The organism is Micromonospora sp. NPDC050695 (assembly GCF_040654415.1).
Taxonomy (GTDB): Bacteria; Actinomycetota; Actinomycetes; order Mycobacteriales; family Micromonosporaceae; genus Micromonospora.
Genome location: NZ_JBFAHZ010000161.1, coordinates 1 through 1,069 on the forward strand (window position 1 = coordinate 1; position 1,069 = coordinate 1,069).

Consider the following 1,069-nt stretch of genomic DNA (forward strand, 5'->3'; position numbering starts at 1 on the left):
CCCGACCAGGTGCTGCTGTGGCCACCCGACCGCAACACAGCATGCTGGTGCGATTCAGGCCGCAAGTACAAGAAATGCTGCGGCATACCGGCCAGGAACTAAACGGGCATACCTCTACCTTGCGAACGCCCTGACCGGGACGCCGGCATGAGCGGGTTGTGCTGCCACACCCAGGAACTGCACGACGGTGAGGACGGCCAGCCGCGAAGTCGTGATCGTGCCTCGGGACCAGCTCACCGCACCAGCGCGGCAACCAACATCGCCCGCGCCACGCACCAAGCCAACCGCCGATCACACGACCTGATCGCCGCCGTGACCAGCCGATACCCGACAACGCAATGACCCTGCGATGCTGTCTCGCCGTGATCGACCGGCCGTGGCGCGGGCAACACGGTGAACCCGAACGCCTCGGCATACGTTCCGATTGTGGGAACGCCGACGTCGAGCGGCAAGATGAAGATTGGGCACACGAAACGAATTACTCCGGAACTGCAGGCCATTTTCCTGTTCCTCTTGACGCGACGGCATGCTGACTCCTAATCCGCCAAAGAGGTCGTCCCCAACTCTGGTCGCGCGCGAGATGTTCTGAGTTACGAACCTACCCTCCCGAAGCAAGTCGACTCTCGTTTTTCAGTCGAACGTATAAAAGGAATGCGAAATGTCACAGCAGGATCCCCGGCCCCCTTCCTTGGGCCAACGGATAATGAGCCAAGTTAAACGTCCGCCGACTGAAGATCTAAAAAAATATAAGAAAGAAGAATGGAAGGCTCTGGATGGGAATGGGATAAGGGCAAGCGGGCGGGCGATGGAGGAACGTGAACGCCGACTTGATGATTTGGCTGCTACGCACGCGTTTTTGTCGCGGGATGCTCCGGCTCTAGGCATAGACCAGCGCACACGAGGCAAAATGCTCGCCGCGGAGAAGTGGGCCGCCTGGAATGCGACCGGACTCGAGGTCACGAAGCTGGAAGCAGGGGGCGAGTTCAGGCGGTCGTAGCATTTGATCTTGGTGGGTCGGTGGGACAGGATTCCCGCTGTGCGCAACATGTTGACCTTGACCGATCGTGAG

General features: G+C 59.7%; 1 protein-coding gene. It reads left to right on the plus strand.

Annotation, left to right across the window (positions count from 1 at the left end; genetic code table 11):
* Positions 1-9: 9 nt before the first annotated feature.
* Positions 10-102, plus strand: a complete 93-nt coding sequence (locus AB0H52_RS32050) for an SEC-C metal-binding domain-containing protein (protein WP_357951672.1) — start codon at positions 10-12, stop codon at positions 100-102.
* The last annotated feature ends 967 nt before the right edge of the window (positions 103-1,069 follow it).